Raw genomic sequence first — 25,738 nt, 5'->3', positions numbered from 1 at the left:
TTAAATATTTTCAAAAATGAAAGGTTTAAGATGAATTTATTACAATGTGAAATTTGTCAAATCACTAGAAGTTTTTTAAATACAGAAGTTGCATATAACTACGCAGTAGATAACACTACAATAATGTCTCACAAAAATTTACACGCCGATGAACTCATAGAAAATATACACTATTTCTACGATTATGAGCAAACCAAAGGCGGAAGGCAAAGAGTAATCAAATGGACTTTAGAAGGTGTTTATAAACTTTTTGATAAAATTAAGAAATTAAAAGAAAGGAGTAATATGACAGAAGAGAAACTACTAAAATCTTTGGCAGATGGTGTTTTAAAAATAAATGAAAGCTCTATTGATGTGGCAGTTTTAGAAAATGGAGTAAGAATTATTACCCATAGCGGAGTATTTAGAGCCTTAGGAAGAGAACCAAGAGGAAATGCAAGGCTAGATCAAATACCCGCTTTTATGGATGCAAAAAATCTCCAACCGCTGATTTCTTCGGAACTTAAAACTCAGATCAGCCGAATTTCATATTTAGATAAAAAAAGTTTTGGTAAAATTAAAAAACTTAAATTATGGAGAGAAAAATGAGCCTATCAATAAATTCAGTTGATGACTTGCTTGTAATTTTTGAAAAACTTTCAAATGGGGAAAATATTAAAGTAACAGAAGTTGGCACAATACAACATACTATTAAGTTGCAGGGTGGGAGATTTGAGAACTATAATATAGGATATATAGACGCTGAAATCGCAAGAGTTATTGATTCTTATCAAGATAGTTTTTATAGAGTTGCCGATATATTAAAAAAGGATTTTGGAATTGATGGTATTGATAAAAATAAATTAATTCGTTTTTATTTAGGAGAAGGTAGTTTAGAAATCAAAACAGACGAGCTTTTAACAAATTTATTAGGAGTGATTAAAGATATGGAAAGTAGAGATAAGCTCATTCTTTTTATAGCAATAGCATTAATTATTGGAGGTTGTTGGTCATTTGGAAATTTTTTAATTCATAATGAAAATATAGAAAAAATAAAATCTCAAAATGAAAACGCAAAAATTATAGCCGAAATCGCCAAAAATAAAGAATTACAAAATGCTTGCAATGCTCCCAAGACAACATTAGTTAAAATACTAAAAGATGATGAAAAAGCTAGCTTTAGTTTAGGAAATGATGTTATTACTAATCAAAATAAAGAAGATTATAATTTTAAAGAAATAGAAGATACCACGCAAACAGAAGATACTGAAGGAGATTTTAAAATTTTAGGTTTTGAAAAAACAAATGACAGAAAAAAATTTAAAATAATTTTAGGTGGTAAAACTCATTGGGCTAATGCAGATATAATAGATGTTAATGCTAGAATGAAACTTGCTAAATCTAGTATACAAGAACAAGAAGTAAAATTAAAACTAAGAATTGTAAAAGAATACAATAAAATCAAAGAAATTGTTATATTAAACGTGGAATAAGTTTTAAAGAAAGGAATAAAATGGCAGAAGAGAAAGAAAGTAAGGGAAGCAACATTGTGCAAATAAGGCTTAGTGATAAGCAAAAAGATGAGTTGCAAAAAAAGGCTGATGAAGTGGGTTTGCCGCTTACTCAATATATAATATTTTTAATTACAAAGGATTTAAAAGCACTTTAAATAAGGGCTTTTGCTATTTTTCTAAAATTTTAGAAAAATAAAAAATATATATTTACATATCATTTCATTATCAAATATATTGACAAACGATAAGTAATTAGTTATAATACGCATATCAATTATAAATATTTTGATAAGGATATGATATGCAACTACAATTAACATTCCCACACACAGAATTACAAGGTGCTTTTCCAGCCAATGTTGAAAATCTTTTTTGTTACTTAGAAGTAAATTCTAAATTTGCTGATTGGATTAAAAATCGTATTAATCAATATGATTTTATCGAAAATCAAGATTATATTATTAAAGAAGTTTTTACAGGACGCAGACCACGCAAAGAATATTATGTAACCTTAGATATGGCAAAAGAGCTTTGCATGGTTGAAAACAACGAAAAGGGAAGACAAGCAAGGCGTTATTTTATAGAATGTGAAAAACGCTTAAAAAACCTTGAAGCTGAACAGATGCAAAAACTAGCTTTTAGACAGAGCTTAGGTTACAAATCTCAATTAGCACAACAAAAGGAGAAATATGAAAATAAAATCAAAGCTCTTCAATACGACTTAGAACATAAAAAGGAGCTAAGCTTTAAAAGAAAACTTAGCAAGGAAGAATTACTAGAACTTAGAAAAATCTTAGCCAAGGATTATGATATGCTTTGCATAAAAGAGTGGGAAATGAGTTTAGTTGCAGAAAAAATAGGTAAAAATTTAGTGTTTGAAACTGTTTTAAATAAGCTTGAAAAAGAGCTTAATTATTGGAAAAATTATGATGAATTTGAAGAAAAATGGAGAAAAAAATTAAGGAGTTAAAATGGGAATTTTAAAAAGACTTGATGAAACTATCATTATCGAAGATGATAGGAAAAGTGAAAAAGAATTAGTTGAGTATTGTATTTTAGAAGGTATTTCTTTAAATGATGCAAACTTAGAAAATCTAAATTTAAGTGGATTAGATTTTAATAATGCATTTATAAATGGAGCTAGTTTTAAAAATTCTAATTTAAATGATATTTCAAGCAAAAATACATCTTTTATAGATTGTGATTTTAGTGGAGCAAGTTTCCATTTTTGTAATTTTCTAAGAACAGAATTTGAAAATTGTATATTTGAAAATGTAGATCTTAGGGACTGTATAGGAGATATGAAAAATATCTTTAGTGTTGTCGTTGATACCTATGTTATGACTTTTACAAAAACCATGATGAATTTAGGGTGTGACACTAAAACAATAAAAGAATGGCGCAACACAAGTGTCGATAATATAGAAGATGAGGAGCAAAAATGGCTTTGGAATTATTACAAGGATACTATTTTTGAAATTATAGACAAAAGACTGGGAGTTGAAAATGATTAGATTAGATATCGGAGATTACTACACAAGAAAAGAAGTTGCAAATCTTTTAAAAGTAAAAGAGCCTATAGTTCACAAATACGCCAAACAAGGCAAATTTAGAGAGTTTAAACAACATAGAAATTGTTCGGGATTGTATCCTAAACAAGATATTGAAAATTTTATAAAAAAATATTTCGGACTTGTTGATTTAGATCAGCAATCTCATCGAGATAATCTCCCCACCACTGCATAAGGATAGCTTTTTCCTTCAAATTTAAAGCATGATTATATGCAGATTTAATCTTATTTTTTTCTACATGCGCTAAACACAATTCTATAATATCGCTACTCATTTGGTGTTTATTTCTATTTTCATGGGCTAGGGTGCTAAACATAGCACGAAAGCCATGCGGTGTAAAATCATCATTAGAGTAGCCCATTCTTCTAAACATGGATCTAATTGTGTTATCGCTTATAATTTCACTTTTACTTCTTAAACTATAAAATAAATAGCCCGTATTAATACTCATCTCTTTGTATTTTTTAAGCATATATACACATTGAGAATTTAAAGGTATAGTATGCGCTCTTTTCATCTTCATATCTTCTTGCGGTATATACCAAATACCATTTTCCAAATCAATATCTTCCCATTTTGCACTTCTTATACTAAAGCTTCTTTGTGCAGTTAATAAAGAAAACATTGCTGCAATTTTTACACTAATATATCCCTTGTAATCAATTATATTATCTACTAATGCTTTAATTTCTTTAGTTTCCAACAAGGTGGCATGATTTTTACTCGCTTTATTTATAAGCAATTCTTTTCTATTTAGATTTGCCATGGGGTTACTTTTAATATATTCTTTTATAACACCATGTCTAAAAATTTCATTTAAAAGAGTAAAGAACTTATCGGCACCTTCTCTTATATTTTCTTTTCTAAATTTTTCAAAACTTTTTAAAATATCCTTGATTTGCAATTTATCTAATATAATTTCTCCATAAATTCCAAAAGCAAATCTTTGTAAATAACTCATATAGCTTTTGTAGGTTTTTTCGCTTAATTCAAGTTTTTTAAGATCCATTTTTTCCAATGCTAATTCTTTAAATGTTATTTCATACTTTTCTCTTATACTGTCATTTTCAGCTAAATTTACTTTTAGATTATCTCTTTGTTTTCTAGCGTTAGCAAGATTGAGGGTAGGGTATTCTCCTAGAGTTATTCTTTTGTATCTTAAAGTTTTAGGACATTTATAATTAAATATAAAAGTTTTCTTACCGCTCGGATAAATACAAAGAAGTAGGTTGTCAAAATCAGCAATATAGTATTTTTTGTCTTTAGCTTTTAAGGCTTTTATTTTGGTATCGTTTAGCACTTTTATTCCTTTAGGTCAATAAAGTCAATAGCAAATTTTAGCTAGGTCAATAACAAAGTCAATAAAAAATATCTGCAAGTATAATAAATTAAAATAAATTAAAAATAATCTAAAGCAATTAGATATCTACGAAAAGCCTATTTTATAGATGATTAAAAAGAAGTAAAAAAAATTGAAAAAAGCTAAAAGAAGTATAAATGGTGCGGTTAGCGAGATTTGAACTCGCACACGCGGAGCGCACCACCCCCTCAAGATGGCGTGTCTACCAATTCCACCATAACCGCAAATTTTAGAATTCAAAGAAATAAAAAGCCCTACTTAAAATAGAGCTTTTTTAAGATTAAGCAAAAACTATAAAAGGATTTGCATAAAGTGCTATAAGAGCAATTACAAGAGCGTAAATAACTTGCGCTTCTATCATTGCCAATGCAATAAACATTGTTGTCATTAATTTTGGCCCAAGTCCTGGGTTTCTAGCTGTTCCTGCTATAGTAGCCGCTGCAGTATTACCCATACCGATAGCACCACCTAGTGCAGCAACGCCAAGTCCTAAACCTGCCGCTAAAACAGAAAACGCTTTGATCCATACATTGATAGCTTCTTGTTCAACAGGTGCATTAGCTTCAGCTGCAAAAGCAGTTGCTGCAAGAGCTAAAAATAGAAAAAAGATTTTTTTCATTTTTGAACCTTTCTTTAAAATTTATAGAGAGTTTTAATGTTTTAATTTTAAATCAGTTCGGCTTGCGTATCCCTACTTAAGATTTAAAACTAAGTTGAAAATATATCAAAAATTATCTTTAATTTTATTGAAATTTACTAAATTTCACATTTTTAAAGTATTTTTATTACTTTCATTAAAGATTAAAACTTTTTTTGCTTTAATAATACTTTAAAATAATTTTTTAATACAAGGTTGTAAATTTTGAACTCTAAATTTTCGAAAATAGGTTTTATTTTAGCAGTTGCTGGTTCAGCTGTGGGCTTAGGAAATGCTTGGAAATTTCCTACTTTGGTAGGACAAAGCGGCGGTTCTGCTTTTATATTGCTTTATATTATTTTAACTTTGGGTGTAGGTTTTGTTATTTTTCTAGCCGAGCTTAGTATAGGAAAGATTAGTGAAAAAGATCCTGTTAATGCTTATGAAAAACTTGCTCCTTCAAATAAAAAAGCTTGGTCTTATGCAGGTTTTACTATGATAGGAGCAATTTTAATCGTTTCTTTTTATACTTTAGTAATTGGCTGGATACTTAAATATGCATATTTAAGTATTAGCGGAAATTTATATCCTGATCTTAATACAAGTTCTGCTGAATTTGGAAAATTAATTTCAAGTGATTTTGTAAGCCAATTTGTATGTTTTACCTTGATTTTTTTAATTGTTTTTTACACAGTATCCAAGGGTGTAAAAAATGGCATTGAAAAACTAAATGTTTGGATGATGCCAGCTTTATTTATCTTACTTGTTTTGATGCTTATTTATGCAATGACTAAAGATGGTTTTATGATGGCGGTTGAATTTCTTTTCGTGCCTGATTTTTCTAAGATTAGTACTTCTAATGTGCTTGAGGCTTTAGGACTTGCTTTTTTTAGTTTATCTTTGGGGGTAGGGACTATTATCACTTATTCGGCAAGTTTACCTGAGCGTACAAATTTTATTACCAGCACTCTAAATATCATTTTTATCAATCTTTTAATCGGACTTTTAATGGGTTTAGTCGTTTTTACCTTTATCTTTGAGTTTGGTTTTGATGCAAGCAAAGAGGGTCCAGGTCTGATTTTCGTTTCTTTAGCGACTTTATTTCAAAAACTTGGAGCTATAGGACATATTTTAGGAGCAGCTTTTTTTATATCTTTGATTTTTGCAGGTATTACTTCAGCAGTTTCAATGATAGAGCCTTTTGCTTTTTACTTAATTAATAGCTTTGGAATGAGCCGTAAAAAAGCTTTAATTTTGATAGGAATTATAGTTTATACTTTAGGAATTTTGTGTATTTTGTCTTCTTTGGATTCAACTGCATTTAAAATTTTTGGTCTTAGTGTTTTTGATCTTTTGGACACTTTATCAAGTAAAATTATTATGCCTTTGGGTGGAATTTTAGCTGCTATTTTTGTGGGTTTTGTGATCAAAAAAGAAGCTTTGCAAATTTTATTTGGTCCTTATATGAAGGGTATATTTTTTGAACTTTGGTATATCTTTTTAAGATTTATTTCGCCTTTGGCGGTTATTGTTGTTATGATTAGTGCTTTTTTAAAGTAAAATCGGATTAAAAATGAGAACATATTTTTCAAAAATAGGTTTCATTTTAGCTGTTGCAGGCGGGGCTGTAGGTTTGGGAAATGCTTGGAAATTTCCAACCCTAAGCGCTGAAAATGGCGGTTTTGTTTTTGTTCTTTTGTATTTATTTTTTACTCTTAGTATAGGGTTTAGTATCTTTTTAGCTGAAGTATCAATGGGGCGTTTAAGTAGAAGTGATTTAGCAAATGCTTACTATACTCTTGCAAAAAGTCATGCCAGAAGATGGCGTTATGGTGGAATTTTCACCTTAGGTGGAATTTTTGTTCTTTCTTTTTATTTGGTAATTATGGGTTGGGTTTTAAAATATGCCTTGACTAGTCTTTATTATTTACCTAAAAATTTAGAGCAAGCAGGAAGTGATTTTTCTACTTTAATCAGTGCTGATTTAAGCAATTCTATTTTATTTTTTTCTTTATCTTTTTTTCTTACTTTATTGATTGTGTCTAAGGGTTTAATAAAAGGCATTGAAAGACTGAATGTGGTTATAATGCCAAGTCTTTTTATCATGCTTATTTTTATGCTACTTTATTGTATGAGTTTTCAAAATGGTTTTAAGCAAGCTTTTTCTTATCTTTTTTATCCTGATTTTTCAAATTTTAAATTAAGTTCTATTGCTGAAGCTTTAGGGCTTGCTTTTTTTACATTATGTTTAGGAATAGGCTGTATAGTGACTTATTCTGCGGCTTTAAGCAAAAAAATAAATTTTATCAAAAGTTCTATTTTTATAGTTTTGATTAATCTTCTTATCTCATTTATCATGGGGCTTATAGTTTTTACTTTTATATTTGAATTTGAGGCAAATCCAAATATACAAGGTCCAGGAATAGTATTTGTATCTTTGATGAGTTTATTTAATGAGCTTGGAATTTTAGGTTATGTTTTAGCCTTTTGTTTTTTCTTGGCACTTTTTTTCGCAGGTATTACTTCTGCGGTTTCAATGATAGAGCCTCTGACTTTCTATGTGGTTAATAATTATAAAATTTCTCGTATTAAAGCTTTATCATTTATAGGTTTTATCGTTTTTGTATTGGGAATTTGTTGTATTTTATCTTTAAATACTCATTTTTCTAGTTTATTTAGTATTTTTGGAAAAGATTTTTTTACTCTTTTAGATAAGGTGACTTCTAATATATTACTTCCCCTAGGGGCGATTGTAAGTTCTATATTTGTAGGTTTTTTTGTGGATAAAAAGCGAATTTATAAAATATTTTCCAAATTTGTAAATCGTCAAATATTTACAATTTGGCTATTTTTTATTCGTTTTATATCACCTATAGCAATTATTTGCATAATGTGTTATCAAATTTTTGTTAAAATTTCTTAATTATTTCATATAAGGAAAATAAATGGCTAAAAAATTTATAGATGTTATGGATACAAGTTTTAGAGATGGTTTTCAATCTGTTTACGGGGCTAGAGTCTTAATGCAAGATTTTTTTCCAGCAGTAGAAGCAGCCAAAGAAGCAGGGATAACTCATTTTGAATTTGGAGGTGGAGCAAGGTTTCAAAGCCTTTATTTTTACCTTAATGAAGATGCTTTTGAAATGATGGATAAATTCCGTTCGATTGTTGGAAAAGATGCGAATTTGCAAACTTTAGCAAGAGGTGTAAATACTGTTACTTTGGATACAGGAAGTAAAGAGCTTATTGATTTACATGCCAAACTTTTTGCTAAGCATGGCACTACAACAATTAGAAATTTCGATGCTTTAAACGATGTAAATAATCTTAAATTCAGTGGAGAATGTATTAAAAAATACGGCTTAAAACATGAAATCACAATTACTTTAATGGATTTACCACCAAATTGTCAAGGTGCCCACGATGTACCATTTTATGAAAGAATATTAAAAGAAATTTTAGCTGCTGAAATTCCTTTTGATAGTATTTGTTTTAAGGATGCTAGCGGAACTTCAAATCCAAATAAAATTTATGAAACCATTAAAATGGCTAGAAAAAATTTACCACAAGATGTGCATATAAGACTTCATACGCATGAAACTGCAGGAGTGAGTATAGCTTGTTATTTAGCAGCATTGGAAGCTGGGGTTGATGGTATAGATTTAGCAGCAGCTCCTGTGAGTGGGGGTACTTCACAGCCTGATATTTTAACTATGATGCATGCTTTAAAAGGTAAAAATTATGATTTGGGTGGATTAGAAGAAGAAAAGATTTTAAAATACGAAGCAGTTTTAAAAGATTCTTTAAAAGAGTATTTTTTACCGCCTGAAGCTACAATGGTAAGTCCTTTAATCCCATTCTCTCCTATGCCAGGAGGAGCTTTAACTGCCAATACTCAAATGATGAGGGATAATAATATACTCGATAAATTCCCAGAAGTTATTCATGCTATGCGTGAAGTTGTGGAAAAAGGTGGTTTTGGAACTTCTGTAACTCCTGTTTCTCAATTTTATTTTCAACAAGCTTTTAACAATGTCATGTTTGGACCTTGGGAAAAAATTGCTGAAGGTTATGGAAAAATGGTATTGGGATATTTTGGTAAAACTCCTGTCGAGCCTGATGCTGAAGTTAAAAAACTTGCAGCTAAACAGCTAAATTTAGAGCCCACTACAGAACTTGCTATCGATATAGCGGATAAGGATGAAACCAAAAGTATAGCCTATGTTAAGAGTTTACTTGAAAAAGAGGGCATAGCGGTAAGCGAGGAAAATATTTTCATTGCAGCAGCTTGTAAAGAAAAAGGTATAGCGTATTTAAAAGGTGAAGCTAAAGTTAATGTGCGCAAGAATGTGTCTGCGCCAAAACAAAATTCTACTGGTATTGATGAGAATAAATTTACAGTTTCAGTTAATGGAAACAAATATCATGTAGAAATAAGTGCAGGCTTTGATAAAGATGTAAATATTAAAAGTATTCACAAAGCAGATACTCAAGAAGATATAATGCAAGATGCGGATTCAAGCGAAGGTATACAAGCTGGAATTTCGGGTAATGTATTTAAAATTTATATTAATGAAGGTGAAGAGGTAAAATCGGGTCAAGTTGTTATGATTTTAGAAGCTATGAAAATGGAGATAGAGGTTAGTGCACCAAAAGATGGCATAATAGAAAAAATTTGTGTCAAGACGGGTGATAGTGTTAGCGAAAATAATTTAGTCGCAATATATAAAAATAATTGAGGTTTTAAATGAAGAAATTTGAAAATTTAGGTTTGGAAAATATAAAAAAAGTTTATCATAATTTAAGTTTTGATGAACTCTATGAACATGAGAAAAAGAATGAAGAGGGGCAATGCACGGATAATGGAACTTTTACTGTAGATACGGGAATTTTTACAGGAAGAAGTCCAAAGGATAAATATTTTGTAAAACAAGACTCTTCTAGCAAGTATATAGCTTGGGGTAAAGTCAATCAAGCAATCACTAAAGAACTTTTTGATGAGCTTTTAATGAAGGCTAGAAAAGAATTAAGCAATAAAGAAATTTATGTGCAAGATGTTTTTTGCGGCGCTTCTTTGAAAAGTCGTAAGGCTATAAGATTTGTAACTGAAATTGCATGGCAAGCACATTTTGTAAAAAATATGTTCATTCGTCCTAATGATAAAGAGCTTGATGAATTTAAAGCCGATTTTATCGTTTATAATGCATGCAAATGTGTCAATAAAGACTATGAAAAGAATGGTTTAAATTCTGAAGTTTTTGTGATTTTTAACATAGAAGAAAATATTGCAGTTATTGGCGGAACTTGGTATGGCGGCGAGATGAAAAAAGGAATTTTTTCCATGATGAATTATTGGCTACCTCTTGAAAATAAGCTTTCTATGCATTGTAGTGCAAATGTTGGTGAAAAAGGCGATGTTGCACTTTTCTTTGGCCTGAGTGGCACTGGAAAAACAACTCTTTCTACCGATCCAAAAAGAAAGCTTATAGGCGATGACGAGCATGGATGGGATGATGAAGGAGTGTTTAATTTCGAGGGTGGATGTTATGCAAAAACTATCAATCTTGATCCTGAGAGTGAACCTGAAATTTATGGAGCGATTAAGAGAAATGCACTTTTGGAAAATGTGGTTTTAAGAAGTGATAAGAGCGTAGATTATAGCGATGCTTCAAAGACTGAAAATACTAGAGTTTCTTATCCTATAGAACATATAGAAAATCATGAACCAAGCTTAAAAGCAGGTCATCCAAAAAATATTATTTTTCTAAGTGCAGATGCTTTTGGAATTTTACCTCCTGTAAGCAAACTTAGCAAAGAGCAGGCTATGTATTATTTTTTAAGTGGTTACACAGCAAAAGTAGCTGGAACAGAAAGAGGGATTACAGAGCCTCAAGCTACTTTTTCAGCTTGCTTTGGCGAGCCTTTTATGCCTTTGCATCCAACAGTTTATGCAAGATTGCTTGGAGAAAAAATTGACAAACATGAAGTAAATGTTTATCTTGTTAATACAGGCTGGAGCGGTGGAAGCTATGGCGTGGGCAAAAGAATGAGTATAAAGGCTACTAGAGCTTGCATTAATGCTATTTTAGATGGAAGTATTACACAGTGTGAATTTGAAAATTTTGATGTATTTAATTTAGCTATTCCTAAAACTTTAGCTGGTGTAGAAAGCTCTCTTTTAAATCCTATCAATACTTGGAAAGATAAGGATGAATTTATCGCCACTAGAAATAAATTAGCAAAAATGTTCAGCGATAATTTCAAACGCTATGAAGATGTCAAAGAGGGTGTAGAATACAGTCAGTTTGGACCTAAAATTTAAGGCGCATTGATGAAAAATGAGATGTGGTCAGGACGCTTTAGCGAAGCAAGTAACGAACTCTTAAAAGAATTTAATGCAAGTTTAAATATAGATAGAGCTTTGTATGTGGAAGACATACAGGGTTCTATTGCTCATGCTACTATGCTTGAAAATTGCGGAATCTTAAAAAAAGATGAGCTAGAGGCTATTGTAAAAGGTTTAGAGCAGGTTAGAGTCGAGATAGAGCAAAATCGCTTTGTTTTCAATATAGAAGATGAAGACATTCATATGGCTATAGAAAAGCGTTTAAGTGAGCTTATAGGAAGTGAAATAGGCGGAAGACTTCACACAGCTCGCAGTCGCAATGATCAGGTTGCAACTGATTTTAAATTATTTACCAAAAAGTCCCATTTAGAACTTATAATGCTTTTAAAAGAACTTATCCAAACTCTACTTTCTCATGCTAGAGCGCATAAAAGAACTATTATGCCAAGCTTTACGCATTTGCAACATGCACAACCTATAAGTTTTTCTTTTTATATCTTAAGCTATGCTTTTATGTTTATGCGTGATATCAAGCGTTTGCAAAATAGTTTAGAGCTTGCGGATTTTTCCCCGCTAGGTTCTTGTGCTTGTGCGGGAACTAGCTATGCAACAAATCGCAATCTTAGCGCTCAAATTTTAGGCTTTAAAGACATTATGCCAAATGCCATGGATGGAGTGAGTGATAGGGATTTTGCGCTTGATTTACTTTATGATATAGCAGTGATTTTTACACACACTTCAAGACTTTGCGAAGAAATGATTTTATTTTCTGCTTCAGAATTTGGATTTTTAACCATAAGCGATAGTTTTTCAACAGGAAGTTCTATCATGCCACAGAAAAAAAATCCCGATGTTTGCGAACTTATACGCGGAAAAACAGGGCGTGTTTATGGAAATTTGATTTCTCTTTTAACGATTATGAAGGCACTTCCTTTAGCTTACAATAAAGACATGCAAGAAGATAAAGAAGGACTTTTTGATAGTGTTAAAACAGCAAAAGATAGTTTGATTATTTTAAATGCTATGTTAAAAGAAGTAAAAATCAATGAAGAAAATATGTTAAAATCTTGCAAAAAAGGGCATTTGTTGGCTACAGATTTGGCAGATTATTTAGTGCGAGAAAAAAATATTCCTTTTAGAAAAGCGCATTTTATAGTCGGTAATGTGGTCGCACAAGCTGAAAAACAAGGGATTGATATAAGTGATATCGAAGATCTTTCAAAAATAGATCCTATCTTTGATGAAAAAGCGATGAAATTGCTTGATTTTGAAAATTCTTTAAATTCTAAACAAAGTGAAGGTTCAAGCTCAGTTGCTAGTGTAGAAAAACAAATTCAAATTTTAGAAAAATTTCTTGAATGTTTAGGCTAATTTTGCCTAAACATTAAATCTAAAGTGCATCACATCGCCATCTAAGACGATATAATCTTTTCCTTCAAGACGCAATTTTCCCGCCTCTTTAGCGCCATTTTCTCCTTTGTAGGTGATAAAATCTTCATAAGAAATCACTTCTGCTTTGATAAAACCTTTTTCAAAATCATTATGAATCACGCTAGCAGCTTTTGGAGCTTTCCAGCCTTTTTTAATAGTCCAAGAACGCACTTCTAAAACTCCTGCTGTAAAATAGCTTATGAGTCCAAGTTTAGAAAAAGCAGTGCGTATGATTTGATCAAGCCCACTTTCATTTACACCTAAAGAGCTTAGAAATTCAGCACTTTCCTCATTACTTAAGCCAACTAATTCTTCTTCTATCTTAGCGCAAAGCTTGATAACTTCGTGATTGTTCTTATTAGCATAGTCTTTTAAAATTTTTACATACTCGTTATCTTCGCTAATACCATTTTCATCAACATTTGCCCCATAAATCACTTCTTTGGCAGAAAGAAGTCTTAGCTCTTTATTTAAAGCTTGAAAAATCTCATCTTCTTTTTGCAAATAGGTGCTAGCTGGAAGACCTTTATTTAAATGTTCAAGCAAAGAATTTGCCATTTCTAGACTTTCTTTTGCACCTTTGGTATTTGCTCTAGCTTCTTTATTGAGTTTTTCTATTTTTTTACCAAGCTGTTCTATATCTGCTAAAATAAGCTCTGTATTAATGATCTCAACATCCCTTAAAGGATCAACGCCTCCTTCAACATGGGTGATGTTTTCTTCATCAAAACATCGCACAATGTGTAAAATTACTTCTGTTTCACGTATATTGGAGAGAAACTTATTTCCCAATCCCTCGCCCTTGCTCGCACCTTTTACAAGCCCTGCAATATCTACAAATTCTATCAATGAATGCATAATTCTTTCAGGTTTTACAATTTTGGCAAGTTCATTTAATCTTAGATCAGGAACTTCAACCATAGCCTTATTAGGTTCTATGGTACAAAAGGGATAATTTGCACTTTGTGCATTTTGTGCCTTGGTTAAGGCATTAAAAGTAGTTGATTTTCCAACATTTGGAAGACCTACTATACCGACGCTTAAACTCATTTATTTTTCCTTAAAAGATGAATTAAAAAATTAACACACATTCTAACTCCTGTTCCACCCGCACCAAAGCTATTATAGCCCCAAGATTTTTCTATGTAAGCAGGTCCTGCTATGTCAAGGTGGAGCCATTTATCTTTATATTCTTTGCGTATGAATTTATCTAAAAATAACCCAGCTGTAATTGCACCACCATAACGACTAGAAGCAGAATTACTAACATCAGCAATATTTGACTTTATAAGTTCTTTTAAATGCGGGTTAAAGTGTAGTATGGTTGTATATTCTCCACTTTTTTTAGAGCTTAAATAAAATTCATTTTGCAATTCTTCATTATTTCCCATAATACCACTTGTAAATTCCCCAAGCCCCACAACGCAAGCTCCTGTAAGAGTCGCCATATCAATGAGTAAATCAGGTTTTAAATCCTGAGCATAAGATAAACAATCAGCTAAAACCAAACGCCCTTCAGCATCGGTATTTCTTACTTCTATACTCACGCCTTCGCGCGAAATTAAAACATCATCTGGTTTATAAGCGTTTCCACCTATCATATTTTCAGTTGCACCTAAGATGCAATGTACTTCTAATTCTAAAGCGAGCTCGGCAACCGCTTTAATAATTCCCATCGCAGCTGCAGCTCCGCTTTTATCCGCTTTCATAGTAAGCATATAATCAGCAGGTTTTAGGCTCAAGCCACCACTATCGTAAGTTAAGCCTTTGCCTACAAATACTATACGCTTTTTAGCATTTTTAGCTTTATAGCTAAGGTGGATCAGACGCGGCGGATGAGCAGAAGCACGATTGACAGCTAAGAATGCATTCATTTTTTCTTTAGCAAGAAATTTTTCATCGCAAATTTTGCATGTGATATTTTTATTTTTTTTAGCTAAATTTTGAGCATCTTCCGCCATTTTTAAAGGAGTATAAATTTCAGGAATTTCATTAACTATATCTTTGGCAAAATTTGTCGCATTGGCTAGAATTTCACCGCGTAAAAGACCTATTTTTGCTTCATCGAGATTAAATTTTTTAGCATTTAGTTCTTCGGCAGAAATTATAAATTTTTCTAAAGTGCTTTCTTTTTTTTCGCTTTTGTATTTATCAAATTTATAAGCTCCAAAAAGCACACCCTCAACCAAAGAAGTAAAACTTCTCACAACGCAATCACCTAATATGCTAGGAAGTTTTACGCTTTTAATGTTTAATTTTTCTAAATTTTTATAAGCAGTGTAAAGTGCTAATCTTATATCCTCATAATTTAAACTTTTAAGTTCTATAAATAATCTTTTATTGTTTAAATCGAGTAAAATTCCCTCGCCTGTATAGTTATTTAATTTAAAAAAATCTTTTTCATTTGTGAATGGTTTTAGATTTTTATCTTGTATAAAAACAAGTTCAAAATCTGCTTTTATACCATGAATTTTTTTATCACTTAATTCAAATATCATTTTTTTTCCTTTTTTCTTTAAGTATAGCTTTTTCAATTTGTTTAAAGGTGAAAACAAGTAAAGATAAAAAACATATTATCATAATAGCAGCTAAATACCAATGATTTTTAGCCCAGGTTAAAAAATTCTGGATTAAATTACCAAAATGCCAAGCTAAAAGTATGGTAATAGCAGCCCAAACCCAAGCGCTAAGAAGATTGATAATGGCAAATTTTTTAGCACTATAACGCGTAATACCTATGCTCATAGGGATTACAGTTCTAAAACCATACATATAGCGTTGTATAAAAATAATAGGCCAACCAAAACGCTGTAAAAGTAAGTGCGCTACGGCGAATTTACGCCTTTGCGAACGGAGTTTCTTTTGAATATAGCGTTTGTTATATCTTCCTATATAAAAATAAATTTGATCCCCAACAAAGCCACCCAAGCCAGCTATAAATATAGCTAATACTACATGCATTTTTCCATCATGGGCTGCAAGTCCAGCAAAAATAAGTCCAAGCTCACCCTCTAAAATACTCCAGCAAAAAAGTATCAAGTAGCCCCAAGTTTCAACATGTTCATTCCAAATTCTTATAATAAATTCTTCCAAGGAGAAATCATTTTTAACCAAACCATGAATCACATAAATTATTAGAGCAATTAAAACGATAAAGATAAAAAATTTAAACCATTTTCTCATCGCACCCTCCTAAAATTCTAAAACACTATATACAGAACAATGCTTTTGTAATTTTTCTTCACCGCCTAAGTTTTTCAAATTCATTAAAAAACAAGCCTCGATACATTCTCCTCCTGCTTTTTTAATAAGCTCAAAAGAGGCAAGTGCTGTCCCACCTGTAGCTATAAGATCATCTACAAGCAAAATTTTTGCATTTTTTATATTTCTAAATGCATCTTGATGAATTTCTACTCTATCTGTCCCATACTCAAGTTCATACTCGCAAGAATAGGTATTTGATGGAAGTTTATTGGGTTTGCGTATAGGAACAAAAGGTAAATTTAGCTTAGCGCAAATCATTGCCGCAAAAATAAAACCTCTGCTTTCAGTTCCTGCTATAAAATCTAAATTCATAGTTTGATAACGCTTACTTAAATGATCCAGTAAAAAAGATAAGGCTTTTTGATTGTTAAGTAGAGTTGTAATATCTCGAAAGATAATACCTTCTTTTGGAAAATTTGGAATAACGCGTATGCTTTCTGATAAAAATTGCTGTTCGTTTTGTGTAAGTTTTGTCATAATAATGCCTCGATTTTTGCTTCTAGCTCTTTAATTCTTTGTCTTAGTTTATCATTTTCTAAACGGTATTGAGAATTTCTTGTTCTTAGAGAAGTTAAATCCGCTTTTATTTTATTGAGCTCTTCGGTTAAAATATCGATATTCCCAAGACTGCGTTGAAGTTGAATTTGTAGTTTTCTAATGACTATTTCAGTATCATCAAGATTGTTTTTTATAAAATCTTTTGAAGTTTTTTCTTTATTAAGCAGGGTTTTATAATAAAACAACATAACAACTAGATAAATAGTAGCACAAATAAGTGCAGTTAAAATAAACCAATTTGCAAACATTAACAATCTACCTCAATTTTTTGAATTCTTTTTACATGTCTACCTTGATCAAAAGGGGTTTGAATAAAATTTTCTATCATATCGATAGCTGCATCAATGCCTATTAATCTACCTCCAAAAGCTAAAACATTTGCATCATTGTGTTTTCTAGCAAGTTTAGCACTAAGGCTTTCATTACATAAGGCACAGCGAATGTTTTTATGACGATTAGCAGCGATGGAAATTCCTATCCCTGAACCACAAATTAAAATTCCAAAGCTTTGTTCATCTATTTTAGAAGCTAACAAATGTGCATAATCTGGATAATCACAACTAGTAGGATCATTTGTCCCAAGATCATCAAAAGGAATTTGCTTTTCTTTAAGAAAGGTACAAATTTTTTCTTTAAGCATAAAACCCGCATGATCGCTAGCAATATAAATTTTTTTTCTAAGCATAAAAAATCCAAAATTTAAAAATTAAAGCATCTATATTAACATAACAAATCATAAAAAAAGCTTTTTGTTTTCAAAATAAATTTAAAACTAAGCTTTATTTTTTGTATATATGTTACAATATACATTTTAAGAATTTTAATCCATTTTAACAAATAGAAGGAAAATTAAATGAAACTCCTATTGATAGGATCATCTACCGGAGGCCCTAATCAGCTGAAGTTTTTATTAAAAGATGTGGATATAAAAAATACTTGCGTAGTTATAGCTCAACATATGAGTGCAAGTTTTATACCTTCTTTTGTAAATCAGTTTAATAAAGAAGCCTTAAGCGAAGTAAGTCTTTTAAACGACAAAGAGGTTTTGGCAAATAAAATTTATATTTGTCAAAAAAATACTATTTTATCAGGAAATTTAAATCTTATGGCAAACTGGAAAGAAGTTGTCACAAGCTTTAAACCAAATGTAGATTTGTTGTTTCACTCAGCTGTACCTTTGGTAAAGACAAACAAAATTTTAGCTGTAATACTAACAGGCATGGGAGATGATGGGGCTAAGGGATTGTTTGAATTGTATAAAGTAGGAGTTAAATGTTTGTGTGAAAATGAGGCTGATAGTATTGTATATGGTATGCCAAAAAAAGCAAAAGATATAAATCCAAAACTAAGGCCTATGAGTTTAAAAGAAATTAAACAAGAAATTTTAAATTTTATAAATGAAGAATGAGGGTTTAAATTTATGGAAGAAAAAATTAATCCTAGCGAATTAGAGCTTAATGAATTTATTAAGATTATTAATGAAATCAGCGGTATAGATTTAAATGAAAAAAGAAATATTTTAGTTTTAAAATTATCAAAATTTGTTTCAAGTACGGGTGTAAAAACCTTTGCTGAATTTTTAAGCAAACTTCAAATAAATAGACAGCTTAGACAAGACACTTTAGATTTTGTTACTATAGGGGAAACATACTTTTTAAGAGAATTGTCGCAATTAAAAGAAATTATTTTTTATGCTAAAAGTCTTGAAAAAACAGTAAATATTTTAAGTGCTCCTTGTTCTAGTGGCGAAGAGGTGTATTCTATGGCGATTTTGGGAGCTCAAAATTTCCTTAAGGATATGATGATCTTAGGAATTGATATAAATTCAAATGTCATCGAAAAAGCAAAGGTGGGTAAATATCAAGGTAGAACTTTACAGCGTTTAAGCGAAAGTGAAAAAAGAAGATTTTTCACAGATATTGGAGAGCAAACATTTAGCCTTAATAAAAGCGAACTTTGTACATGTAGATTTGAATTATGTAATGTTTTTGAAGATAAATTTTTAAGACTGGGTAAATTTGATATTATTGTCTCTAGGAACATGATGATTTATTTTGACTATGATTCTAGAATTAAATTAATGGAGCGTTTTTATCAAATTTTAGCTGATAACGGTAGGTTGTATGTGGGCAATGCCGATTTGATTCCTGAAACCACATTTTTTAAGAAAGTTTTTTCACCTCGAGGTGTGTACTATGAAAAAATTTGATTATATTTTCTTAAATTTTACAAAAAGTTACACTTTTTTATATCTTCGCTAAAATAAAGTTACTATTTTTAGCTTAAATTTTGATTTTGGCGCTATAATATTGTCAATATAATAAACCCTTGTTATTATTAATTTTTAAGTTTAATCAAAAAAGGAAAGATTTTGATAGAGTTAAGAAATGTAAATAAATATTATGGAACCCATCATGTTCTTAAAAATATTAACCTTTGTGTTAAAGAAGGTGAAAAACTTGTTATCATAGGCCCTAGCGGAAGTGGAAAAAGTACTACTATTCGCTGCATGAATGGACTTGAAGAGGTGAGTTCGGGTGAAGTTGTTGTAAATAATCTTGTTTTAAATCATAAAAATAAGATTGAAATTTGTAGGAAATATTGTGCTATGGTTTTTCAACATTTCAATCTTTATCCTCATATGACTGTTTTGCAAAATTTAACTTTAGCTCCTATGAAACTTCAAAAAAAATTACGCCAAGAAGCCGAAGAAACAGCCTATCAATATCTTAAGGTGGTTGGACTTGTAGACAAGGCAAATGTTTATCCAGCCACGCTTTCAGGTGGTCAGCAACAACGTGTTGCTATCGCAAGAGCGCTATGTACTAAAAAACCTTATATCTTGTTTGATGAACCTACTTCAGCACTTGATCCTGAGACTATACAAGAAGTTTTAGATGTAATGAAAGAAATTTCTACACAAAGAAATACAACTATGGTTGTGGTAACTCATGAAATGGGTTTTGCTAAAGAAGTTGCCGATAGAATTATTTTCATGGAAGATGGTGCTATTGTGGAAGAAAATGTTCCTAGTGAGTTTTTTTCCAATCCTAAAACTGAAAGAGCAAGACTCTTTTTAGGAAAAATTCTTAAAAATTAAACCAAATTTTAAAAGGAGAGAACAATGGTTTTTAGAAATTCTTTATTAAAATTAGCAGCACTTGCTTTAGGAGCTTGTATGGCTTTTACTAGTGCAAATGCAGCTGAAGGAAAACTTGAAGCTATCAAGGCTAAAGGAGAGTTGGTTATAGGTGTAAAAAATGATGTACCACACTATGCTTTACTTGATCAAGCTACAGGCGAAATTAAAGGCTTTGAAGTTGATGTTGCTAAAATGCTTGCTAAGAGTATTTTAGGAGATGAAAATAAAGTTAAACTTATAGCAGTAAATGCTAAAACAAGAGGTCCATTACTTGATAATGGTAGCGTTGATGCGGTTATAGCAACTTTTACTATCACTCCAGAGAGAAAAAGAGTGTATAATTTTTCAGAGCCGTATTATCAAGATGCTGTAGGGCTTTTAGTTTTAAAAGAGAAAAATTATAAATCTTTAGCAGATATGAATGGTGCTACTATAGGGGTAGCTCAAGCAGCAACTACTAAAAAAGTTATCAATACTGCGGCTAAAAAAATAGGTGTTAAAGTAAAATTCAGCGAATTTCCTGATTATCCTAGCATAAAAGCAGCTTTAGATGCAAAAAGAATTGATGCGTTTTCAGTTGATAAATCTATTTTACTAGGTTATAAAGATGAGAATAATGAAATTTTACCTGATAGTTTCGATCCTCAAAGTTATGGCATAGTTACAAAAAAAGATGATGCAAATTTTTCAAATTATGTCAATGATTTTGTAAAACAAAACAAAACTGAAATCGACGCTTTAGCTAAAAAATGGGGTTTATAAAATGAATGAGAGTGTAGGCTTTGTGGATAAATTAAGGCAACTCCTTAGTTCTTGGGGTTTGTATGATGAAAGTAGTACAAATCCTTTTGCAATTTGGAAATTTCTAGACGCTTTGGACAATGGAGATGCTTTTATTAGCGGTTTTATTTATACTTTAGAAGTGAGCATTCTTGCATTACTTATAGCGATTGTTTTTGGAACTATAGGTGGTGTGATGGCCACAAGTAAAATTAAAATCCTAAGAGCCTACACTCGAGTGTATGTTGAGCTTTTTCAAAATATTCCCTTGGTAATACAAATTTTCTTTTTATATTTTGCTTTGCCTGGCTTAGGAATTCATCTTGATATTTTTACCATCGGTGTTTTGGGTATAGGTGCTTATCATGGTGCTTATGTAAGTGAGGTAGTTAGAAGTGGAATTTTATCTGTTCCTAGGGGACAATTCGAAGCTTCAGCCTCTCAAGGTTTTACCTATGTACAGCAAATGCGTTATATTATAGTTCCACAAACTATAAAAATTATCCTGCCGCCTATGACAAATCAAATGGTAAATTTGATTAAAAATACTTCTGTATTATTGATTATAGGTGGAGCAGAGCTTATGCATTCTGCAGATAGTTATGCTGCTGACTATGGAAATTACGCACCTGCATATATTTTTGCGGCGATTTTATATTTTATCATTTGTTATCCTTTGGCATATTTTGCAAAAGTTTACGAAGACAAGCTTAAGAAAGCTCATTTAACAAGATAAGGGGTTTGGTATGGAAAATGTTTTTAATGCTCAAAATATTGAATTTTTAATGCAAGGTCTAGTCCTTACCCTTAAAATTGCCTTGGCGACTTGTATTATATCTATCATTTTTGGAACTTTTTTAGCTATTACTAAAAATTATGGAGATAGATTCAGCAGGTTATTAGCAACTTGTTACATTGATATATTTAGAAATACTCCATTGCTTTTATGGATGCTTGCTGCTTGTTTTGTTTTGCCATCATTTTTTCCACAAATGCCACAAGCTTTTTGGGGAACTATAGGATTTTCGCTATACACAAGTTCAGTTATGGCTGAGATTATACGTGGTGGTTTAAATTCTATTCCAAAAGGACAATTTGAAGCAGCTTATTCTCAAGGATTTAGTAAATTTTTTACTCTTTTTTATATTATTTTACCTCAAACTTTTAGAAAGGTTGTTCCGTCTTTGCTTTCTCAAATTGTTACCACTGTAAAAGATACGGCCTATTTGGCGGGTTTACAAATAGCAGAACTGACTTATAATTCTAAAAATATTTTGGCTAGACTTACGAGTTTTGATGAAATTTTAGCTACTATAGGTTTTGTTGCTGTGATTTATTTTGCTATATGCTTTTCATTATCCATGCTTGTAAGATATTATGCTAAAAAAACCGCTTATGTTTCTTAGAAAATATGTATTTTAATTAAAAGAGAATGGAATTTACAGCATTTTTTAAATTTTATTTTATTAAAATCTTATTTTAATATTATTTAGTAAAAGGTCTTTTATGCGCGGTTATAAAATTTTTTCAGGTTCGGCTAATGTAGAATTTGCAAAACAGATTTCTAAATATCTTTCTTTGCCTTTAAGTGATGCTGGAGTAAAGCGTTTTAGCGATGGAGAAATTAGCGTTCAAATTGATGAAAGCGTACGTGGTAAAGATGTTTTCATTATCCAAAGCACCTGTGTACCCACCAATGATAATTTAATGGAGCTTTTAATCTTAACAGATGCTTTGCGACGCTCAAGTGCAAATTCTATTACAGCTATTATTCCTTATTTTGGTTATGCAAGACAAGATAGAAAAGCAAATCCAAGGGTACCTATTACTGCTAAACTTGTTGCCAATTTAATCGAAGCAGCAGGGATTGATCGTGTGGCTACTATCGATCTACACGCGGGGCAAATTCAAGGTTTTTTTGATATACCTGTTGATAATCTTTATGGAAGTATAGTATTTAATGATTATATCAAAACCAAGCATTTTAAAAATGCAATTGTTGGAAGTCCTGATATAGGGGGTGTAGCAAGAGCTAGAAGTGTGGCTAAAAATTTAGGACTTGATATAGTGATAGTAGATAAAAGACGCGAAAAAGCTAATGAGAGCGAAGTTATGAATATTATCGGAGATGTTAAAGATAAAGAGGTGATTTTAGTCGATGATATTATTGATACTGCAGGTACTATTGTAAAGGCTGCTGAAGCTTTAAAAAACAAAGGTGCAAAATCCGTTATGGCTTGTTGTACTCACGCGGTTTTAAGTGGTAAAGCTTATGAAAGAATTGCTTCAGGGGCGCTCGATGAGCTTGTAGTTACTGATACCATTCCTTTAAGAGAGCAATTGCCTAATATAAAAGTTTTAAGCGTAGCTCCTGTATTTGCTGAAGTAATACGCCGCGTTTACCACAATGAAAGTGTAAATTCTCTTTTTATTTAATTTTCTATATTTTTTTAAATATCTTATATTAATATAAAATAAATCAGAACTATCTCTTTGATAGTTCTATGATTTTTTTACTTTTACTAATGACAAAAAATATTTGATAGTGCATCTTTAAATATAATAACGACTTAAAAAATAAAAGCAAACTTTTAACAAAATAAAGCAATATTCTATAAATATTTTTAACTTTAATAAAACTTGTCTTAAAAATAGTCATAAAAAATAATACAAGATTGCATGTTTATTTTTTTTGAAAATGTCACTTAAAGAAACAAAAAGAATATTTTTTTATACGATGTAAAAAAACTAAACAAACATTTTATTAAATTTATTTATAAATTTGGTATCCTTTGAAATATTTTTATTATTTTAGGAGAACTATGGCTCGTTTTGGAACTAAAATTTTATGGTTGTTTGTCGCAGCTTTAGGTGCTATTTGTTTTGCTCATTTAGCTTTACAAAATGGCGAGAGTGTATCAGCAATTTATCTAGTAGTTGCTGCTGTGTGTATCTATATGATAGGATATAGATTTTATGGACGCTTTGTAGCGTATAAGGTTTTAGAACTTGACAAAAATCGTGCTACACCTGCAGTTTTAGAAAATGATGGACGCGATTTTGTTCCTACAAATAGAACAGTTTTGTTTGGACATCATTTTGCTGCTATTGCAGGTGCTGGTCCTTTAGTGGGTCCTATTTTGGCTGCTCAGATGGGATATTTACCTTCTATGCTTTGGATTTTAGTGGGAGGTGTTTTAGCAGGTGCGGTTCATGACTTTGTTGTGCTTTTTATATCCACTCGTAGAAGAGGTAGAAGTTTAGGCGAAATTATCAAAGATGAAATGGGTAAATTTACCGGTGGTGTTGCAATGGTAGCAATTTTTGGTATCATGCTTATTATCATCGCTATTTTAGCTATGGTAGTTGTAAAAGCTCTCGCAGAGTCACCTTGGGGATTATTTACCATTGCAATGACTATTCCTATAGCAATTTTTATGGGAGTATATATGCGCTTTATTCGCCCAGGTAGAGTAGGTGAGGCTTCGATTATAGGTTTTGTGCTTTTAATCTTAGCAATTCATTATGGTAGTGTTATAGCTTCTGATCCTTATTGGGCGAAAATATTCACATTAGAAGCTCCAACTTTGGCAATTATTATGATGGCTTATGGCTTTATCGCAGCTGTTTTACCTGTATGGTTTTTATTGGCTCCAAGAGATTATCTTTCTACTTTCTTAAAGATTGGTGTTATTGTTGTAATGGCTGTAGCTATTATTATCGTTGCACCTGATTTGCAAATGCCAAAAGCAAATACTCAGTATTTTGATGGAACAGGTCCTGTATTTGCGGGTGCTATTTTTCCATTTTTGTTTATAACCATTGCTTGTGGTGCTATTAGTGGTTTTCATGCTCTTATTTCAAGTGGAACTACTCCAAAAATGCTTGAAAATGAAACTCATGCTTTGCCTGTTGGATATGGCTCTATGCTTGCAGAAAGTGCTGTAGCAATTATGGCTTTAATTTGTGCTTGTATTTTACATCCTGGACTTTATTTTGCTATAAATTCAAGTTCTGCTTTAATAGGATCTGATGTTGCAAGTGCGGCGCAAGCTATTTCAAGTTGGGGATTTAGTATCACTCCTGAAGAAATTTCTACTTTAACTGCAAATATAGGAGAATACACTATACTTTCTAGAACAGGTGGGGCTCCAACTTTTGCTATAGGTGTAGCTTTAATTTTACATGAGCTTTTTGGTGGTATTGATCTAATGGCTTTTTGGTATCATTTTGCTATATTGTTTGAAGCTTTATTTATCTTAACAGCTGTGGATGCTGGAACTAGAGCTTGCCGTTTTATGGTGCAAGATATCTTAGGTAATGTCTATAAACCTTTGGGAAATATTCATAATTATCCAGCTGGACTTTTAGCAACCGCATTGAGTGTTGCAGGATGGGGATATTTTCTTTATCAAGGTGCGATTGATCCTAAAGGCGGTATTTATACCCTTTGGCCTCTCTTTGGTGTAAGCAATCAAATGCTTGCAGGTATGGCTTTACTTCTTGCTACAGCCATACTTGTAAAAATGGGCAAGGCAAAATACACTTGGGTAACTTTAATTCCTGCTACATTTGTTTTGGTAGCAACCCTATATGGAGGAATACAAAAAGTTATGCCTTACGAAGAAGGAAATAAAGTAGGAAATGCTGTAAGCCATGTGGCAGCAGTTACTATACAAAGTCAAAAAATTCAAGATTTAGAATTGAAATTAAACAATGCCAAAGATGAAAATGAAATTGCAGCAATTGAAAAAGAAATTTCTGTAGCTACTCAAAGTAAGATCGGAAATTTAATCAATGCCATTCTTTGTGTGTTTTTCATGTTGGCCACATTGCTTGTCATACTCTCTTGCATAGGAATTTGCCTAGGTAAGATTAAAATTCCACTAAAAGAAACCAAATATATTAAACTTGATGAATTTCAAAAAGTTTAAACACTACTATGAAAAAGCCGAAAGGTTTTTTCATCCCTTAGTGGGACTTTCGAGTTATGATAAGTATTTAGAACACATGAAACACAAACATCCTGAAAAAACCCCAAAAACTAGAGGAGAATTTTTCAAGGAATGTTTAGATAAAAAATATAACAGCGGCGGTTTAAATAAATGCTGATAAGCTTAACAAGGATAAAGTTTTTATCATACAAAAAATTAAG

28 protein-coding genes and 1 tRNA gene are annotated in these 25,738 nt (G+C 31.3%); 20 read left to right on the top strand and 9 right to left on the bottom strand.

Translation table 11 applies throughout. The annotated features are described in order from the left end of the window. The first annotated feature begins 30 nt into the window (after nt 1-30). From KAR67_RS09565 to KAR67_RS01880, 6 genes are all read left to right on the top strand, one after another. Nucleotides 31-588, top strand: coding sequence for a hypothetical protein (locus tag KAR67_RS09565; protein ID WP_225893291.1), 558 nt, complete (start codon nt 31-33; stop codon nt 586-588). Further along, a complete protein-coding gene (locus KAR67_RS01900) occupies nt 573-1,472 on the top strand; it encodes a hypothetical protein (protein WP_170876365.1) in 900 nt (299 codons plus the stop codon). Before KAR67_RS09565 ends, KAR67_RS01900 begins: the two co-directional genes overlap by 16 nt. Nucleotides 1,473-1,492: 20 nt before the next feature. Further along, a complete protein-coding gene (locus KAR67_RS01895; protein ID WP_002826691.1) occupies nt 1,493-1,648 on the top strand; it encodes a hypothetical protein in 156 nt (51 codons plus the stop codon). Nucleotides 1,649-1,794: 146 nt separating this feature from the next. Continuing rightward, nucleotides 1,795-2,463: an antA/AntB antirepressor family protein gene (locus tag KAR67_RS01890; protein ID WP_170876366.1), complete on the top strand. Its 669-nt coding sequence runs from the start codon at nt 1,795-1,797 to the stop codon at nt 2,461-2,463. A gap of 1 nt (nt 2,464) precedes the next feature. After that, entirely contained in the window at nt 2,465-3,007 is a 543-nt protein-coding gene (locus KAR67_RS01885) for a pentapeptide repeat-containing protein (RefSeq protein WP_170876367.1), read from the top strand. Next, a complete protein-coding gene (locus KAR67_RS01880; protein WP_002811742.1) occupies nt 3,000-3,239 on the top strand; it encodes a helix-turn-helix domain-containing protein in 240 nt (79 codons plus the stop codon). The genes KAR67_RS01885 and KAR67_RS01880 overlap by 8 nt, the downstream gene beginning before the upstream one ends. Here KAR67_RS01880 and KAR67_RS09870 read toward each other — a convergent pair. The 3 genes from KAR67_RS09870 to KAR67_RS01865 form a co-directional block, all read right to left on the bottom strand. Further along, nucleotides 3,166-4,365 carry a site-specific integrase gene (locus tag KAR67_RS09870; protein WP_002783946.1) on the bottom strand — a complete coding sequence of 400 codons (1,200 nt, stop codon included), beginning with the start codon at nt 4,363-4,365 and terminating at the stop codon, nt 3,166-3,168. The two genes, KAR67_RS01880 and KAR67_RS09870, sit on opposite strands and share 74 nt — an antisense overlap. A gap of 198 nt (nt 4,366-4,563) precedes the next feature. Further along, nucleotides 4,564-4,649 (bottom strand) — tRNA-Leu (locus KAR67_RS01870). Nucleotides 4,650-4,705: 56 nt separating this feature from the next. Continuing rightward, nucleotides 4,706-5,044 carry a F0F1 ATP synthase subunit C gene (locus KAR67_RS01865; RefSeq protein WP_002785015.1) on the bottom strand — a complete coding sequence of 113 codons (339 nt, stop codon included), beginning with the start codon at nt 5,042-5,044 and terminating at the stop codon, nt 4,706-4,708. A gap of 243 nt (nt 5,045-5,287) precedes the next feature. Here KAR67_RS01865 and KAR67_RS01860 point away from each other — a divergent pair, with 243 nt between their 5' ends. The 5 genes from KAR67_RS01860 to argH are packed head-to-tail and all read left to right on the top strand — an operon-like array spanning nt 5,288 to nt 12,779. Then, complete coding sequence (locus tag KAR67_RS01860) at nt 5,288-6,622, top strand: sodium-dependent transporter (RefSeq protein WP_002785017.1); 1,335 nt, start codon at nt 5,288-5,290, stop codon at nt 6,620-6,622. Between the two features lie 13 nt (nt 6,623-6,635). Beyond that, nucleotides 6,636-7,985, top strand: coding sequence for a sodium-dependent transporter (locus KAR67_RS01855; protein WP_002790562.1), 1,350 nt, complete (start codon nt 6,636-6,638; stop codon nt 7,983-7,985). 22 nt (nt 7,986-8,007) lie between these two features. Continuing rightward, on the top strand, nt 8,008-9,801 hold the full coding sequence (locus KAR67_RS01850; protein WP_002781704.1) for a biotin/lipoyl-containing protein: 1,794 nt from the start codon (nt 8,008-8,010) through the stop codon (nt 9,799-9,801). A gap of 8 nt (nt 9,802-9,809) precedes the next feature. Continuing rightward, complete coding sequence (gene pckA / locus KAR67_RS01845; RefSeq protein ID WP_038846137.1) at nt 9,810-11,384, top strand: phosphoenolpyruvate carboxykinase (ATP); 1,575 nt, start codon at nt 9,810-9,812, stop codon at nt 11,382-11,384. 9 nt (nt 11,385-11,393) lie between these two features. Next, nucleotides 11,394-12,779 (top strand): argininosuccinate lyase, encoded by a 1,386-nt coding sequence (gene argH, locus KAR67_RS01840; RefSeq protein WP_002779615.1) that lies wholly within the window; start codon nt 11,394-11,396, stop codon nt 12,777-12,779. Nucleotides 12,780-12,785: 6 nt separating this feature from the next. On the opposite strand, the gene ychF is transcribed toward argH, so the two are convergent. From ychF to rpiB, 6 genes are all read right to left on the bottom strand, one after another. After that, a complete protein-coding gene (gene ychF / locus KAR67_RS01835; protein WP_002779614.1) occupies nt 12,786-13,889 on the bottom strand; it encodes a redox-regulated ATPase YchF in 1,104 nt (367 codons plus the stop codon). Further along, the gene (locus KAR67_RS01830) at nt 13,886-15,337 is read right to left on the bottom strand and encodes a leucyl aminopeptidase (protein WP_002786435.1); all 1,452 of its coding nucleotides are present in this window, start codon (nt 15,335-15,337) and stop codon (nt 13,886-13,888) included. The genes ychF and KAR67_RS01830 overlap by 4 nt, the downstream gene beginning before the upstream one ends. Next, complete coding sequence (locus KAR67_RS01825; RefSeq protein WP_002781708.1) at nt 15,327-15,932, bottom strand: DedA family protein; 606 nt, start codon at nt 15,930-15,932, stop codon at nt 15,327-15,329. Before KAR67_RS01825 ends, KAR67_RS01830 begins: the two co-directional genes overlap by 11 nt. 99 nt (nt 15,933-16,031) lie before the next feature. Beyond that, complete coding sequence (gene apt, locus KAR67_RS01820) at nt 16,032-16,580, bottom strand: adenine phosphoribosyltransferase (protein ID WP_002779611.1); 549 nt, start codon at nt 16,578-16,580, stop codon at nt 16,032-16,034. After that, on the bottom strand, nt 16,577-16,909 hold the full coding sequence (locus tag KAR67_RS01815; RefSeq protein WP_002779610.1) for a hypothetical protein: 333 nt from the start codon (nt 16,907-16,909) through the stop codon (nt 16,577-16,579). Before KAR67_RS01815 ends, apt begins: the two co-directional genes overlap by 4 nt. Then, on the bottom strand, nt 16,909-17,346 hold the full coding sequence (gene rpiB, locus KAR67_RS01810; protein WP_002781710.1) for a ribose 5-phosphate isomerase B: 438 nt from the start codon (nt 17,344-17,346) through the stop codon (nt 16,909-16,911). Before rpiB ends, KAR67_RS01815 begins: the two co-directional genes overlap by 1 nt. A gap of 168 nt (nt 17,347-17,514) precedes the next feature. Between rpiB and KAR67_RS01805 the strand changes: the two genes are divergently transcribed. The 9 genes from KAR67_RS01805 (at nt 17,515) to kcuS (ending at nt 25,695) form a co-directional block, all read left to right on the top strand. Then, complete coding sequence (locus tag KAR67_RS01805; protein ID WP_002779608.1) at nt 17,515-18,069, top strand: chemotaxis protein CheB; 555 nt, start codon at nt 17,515-17,517, stop codon at nt 18,067-18,069. A gap of 12 nt (nt 18,070-18,081) precedes the next feature. Further along, nucleotides 18,082-18,870: a CheR family methyltransferase gene (locus KAR67_RS01800; protein ID WP_002844882.1), complete on the top strand. Its 789-nt coding sequence runs from the start codon at nt 18,082-18,084 to the stop codon at nt 18,868-18,870. A gap of 162 nt (nt 18,871-19,032) precedes the next feature. After that, a complete protein-coding gene (locus tag KAR67_RS01795) occupies nt 19,033-19,761 on the top strand; it encodes an amino acid ABC transporter ATP-binding protein (RefSeq protein ID WP_002784344.1) in 729 nt (242 codons plus the stop codon). A gap of 24 nt (nt 19,762-19,785) precedes the next feature. Then, entirely contained in the window at nt 19,786-20,565 is a 780-nt protein-coding gene (peb1A, locus tag KAR67_RS01790) for a bifunctional adhesin/ABC transporter aspartate/glutamate-binding protein PEB1a (RefSeq protein ID WP_002781720.1), read from the top strand. 1 nt (nt 20,566) lies between these two features. After that, entirely contained in the window at nt 20,567-21,319 is a 753-nt protein-coding gene (locus tag KAR67_RS01785; RefSeq protein WP_002779604.1) for an amino acid ABC transporter permease, read from the top strand. 10 nt (nt 21,320-21,329) lie between these two features. Continuing rightward, nucleotides 21,330-21,989, top strand: a complete 660-nt coding sequence (locus KAR67_RS01780) for an amino acid ABC transporter permease (RefSeq protein ID WP_002779603.1) — start codon at nt 21,330-21,332, stop codon at nt 21,987-21,989. 100 nt (nt 21,990-22,089) lie between these two features. Further along, nucleotides 22,090-23,019, top strand: a complete 930-nt coding sequence (locus KAR67_RS01775) for a ribose-phosphate pyrophosphokinase (RefSeq protein WP_002779602.1) — start codon at nt 22,090-22,092, stop codon at nt 23,017-23,019. A gap of 386 nt (nt 23,020-23,405) precedes the next feature. Then, a complete protein-coding gene (locus KAR67_RS01770; RefSeq protein WP_002784343.1) occupies nt 23,406-25,517 on the top strand; it encodes a carbon starvation CstA family protein in 2,112 nt (703 codons plus the stop codon). Further along, on the top strand, nt 25,498-25,695 hold the full coding sequence (kcuS, locus tag KAR67_RS01765) for a KCU-star family selenoprotein (protein ID WP_002779600.1): 198 nt from the start codon (nt 25,498-25,500) through the stop codon (nt 25,693-25,695). Before KAR67_RS01770 ends, kcuS begins: the two co-directional genes overlap by 20 nt. The last annotated feature ends 43 nt before the right edge of the window (nt 25,696-25,738 follow it).

This window comes from Campylobacter sp. JH32, assembly GCF_017846535.1.
Taxonomy (GTDB): domain Bacteria; phylum Campylobacterota; class Campylobacteria; order Campylobacterales; family Campylobacteraceae; genus Campylobacter_D; species Campylobacter_D coli.
This window is presented reverse-complemented; position numbering and strand designations above follow the sequence as displayed.

Coding starts and splice junctions, on each gene's coding strand:
- peb1A (WP_002781720.1), top strand. CDS start 19,786: ATGGTTTTTAGAAATTCTTTATTAAAATTAGCAGCACTTGCTTTAGGA.
- pckA (WP_038846137.1), top strand. CDS start 9,810: ATGAAGAAATTTGAAAATTTAGGTTTGGAAAATATAAAAAAAGTTTAT.
- KAR67_RS01855 (WP_002790562.1), top strand. CDS start 6,636: ATGAGAACATATTTTTCAAAAATAGGTTTCATTTTAGCTGTTGCAGGC.
- KAR67_RS01880 (WP_002811742.1), top strand. CDS start 3,000: ATGATTAGATTAGATATCGGAGATTACTACACAAGAAAAGAAGTTGCA.
- KAR67_RS01865 (WP_002785015.1), bottom strand. CDS start 5,044: ATGAAAAAAATCTTTTTTCTATTTTTAGCTCTTGCAGCAACTGCTTTT.
- apt (WP_002779611.1), bottom strand. CDS start 16,580: ATGACAAAACTTACACAAAACGAACAGCAATTTTTATCAGAAAGCATA.
- ychF (WP_002779614.1), bottom strand. CDS start 13,889: ATGAGTTTAAGCGTCGGTATAGTAGGTCTTCCAAATGTTGGAAAATCA.
- KAR67_RS01850 (WP_002781704.1), top strand. CDS start 8,008: ATGGCTAAAAAATTTATAGATGTTATGGATACAAGTTTTAGAGATGGT.
- KAR67_RS01895 (WP_002826691.1), top strand. CDS start 1,493: ATGGCAGAAGAGAAAGAAAGTAAGGGAAGCAACATTGTGCAAATAAGG.
- KAR67_RS01775 (WP_002779602.1), top strand. CDS start 22,090: ATGCGCGGTTATAAAATTTTTTCAGGTTCGGCTAATGTAGAATTTGCA.
- KAR67_RS01900 (WP_170876365.1), top strand. CDS start 573: ATGGAGAGAAAAATGAGCCTATCAATAAATTCAGTTGATGACTTGCTT.
- KAR67_RS01800 (WP_002844882.1), top strand. CDS start 18,082: ATGGAAGAAAAAATTAATCCTAGCGAATTAGAGCTTAATGAATTTATT.
- KAR67_RS01885 (WP_170876367.1), top strand. CDS start 2,465: ATGGGAATTTTAAAAAGACTTGATGAAACTATCATTATCGAAGATGAT.
- KAR67_RS01815 (WP_002779610.1), bottom strand. CDS start 16,909: ATGTTTGCAAATTGGTTTATTTTAACTGCACTTATTTGTGCTACTATT.
- KAR67_RS01780 (WP_002779603.1), top strand. CDS start 21,330: ATGGAAAATGTTTTTAATGCTCAAAATATTGAATTTTTAATGCAAGGT.
- KAR67_RS01785 (WP_002779604.1), top strand. CDS start 20,567: ATGAATGAGAGTGTAGGCTTTGTGGATAAATTAAGGCAACTCCTTAGT.
- kcuS (WP_002779600.1), top strand. CDS start 25,498: ATGAATTTCAAAAAGTTTAAACACTACTATGAAAAAGCCGAAAGGTTT.
- rpiB (WP_002781710.1), bottom strand. CDS start 17,346: ATGCTTAGAAAAAAAATTTATATTGCTAGCGATCATGCGGGTTTTATG.
- KAR67_RS01770 (WP_002784343.1), top strand. CDS start 23,406: ATGGCTCGTTTTGGAACTAAAATTTTATGGTTGTTTGTCGCAGCTTTA.
- KAR67_RS01890 (WP_170876366.1), top strand. CDS start 1,795: ATGCAACTACAATTAACATTCCCACACACAGAATTACAAGGTGCTTTT.
- KAR67_RS09565 (WP_225893291.1), top strand. CDS start 31: ATGAATTTATTACAATGTGAAATTTGTCAAATCACTAGAAGTTTTTTA.
- KAR67_RS01805 (WP_002779608.1), top strand. CDS start 17,515: ATGAAACTCCTATTGATAGGATCATCTACCGGAGGCCCTAATCAGCTG.
- KAR67_RS01830 (WP_002786435.1), bottom strand. CDS start 15,337: ATGATATTTGAATTAAGTGATAAAAAAATTCATGGTATAAAAGCAGAT.
- argH (WP_002779615.1), top strand. CDS start 11,394: ATGAAAAATGAGATGTGGTCAGGACGCTTTAGCGAAGCAAGTAACGAA.